This window comes from Leifsonia sp. SIMBA_070 (genome assembly GCF_046534635.1).
Lineage (GTDB): Bacteria > Actinomycetota > Actinomycetes > Actinomycetales > Microbacteriaceae > Leifsonia.
Window position 1 is genome coordinate 1 of sequence record NZ_JAWRYK010001037.1, and the last position, 231, is coordinate 231.

A 231-nucleotide genomic window follows, 5' to 3' on the forward strand; every position below is an offset into this window, starting at 1 on the left:
ATAGTTGACCGCCTCGCTGTCGATCACGCCGTCGACGAAATGTGCCTCTTGCAGCAGCACGCCCTCCTCGTAGACCTGGCAGGGCCCGTGCAGCAGACCGGCGCGGAAGGCGCAGCGCTGGGTGACCGCGCCGTCGCGATAGAATTCCGCCGGGCCGTCCAGCTTGCCGTCGCGGATCGTATAGCGCGCGCGGGGCCGGCCCTTGGCGTCCAGATCCTCGTAGTCGCCGTC

Annotated in this window: 1 protein-coding gene; it reads right to left on the bottom strand. The window is 68.8% G+C overall.

Annotation, left to right across the window (positions count from 1 at the left end; genetic code table 11):
- Nucleotides 1-231: toxin-antitoxin system YwqK family antitoxin (locus tag SB754_RS23305; protein ID WP_410784607.1), on the bottom strand; the 231-nt coding region annotated here is incomplete at both ends.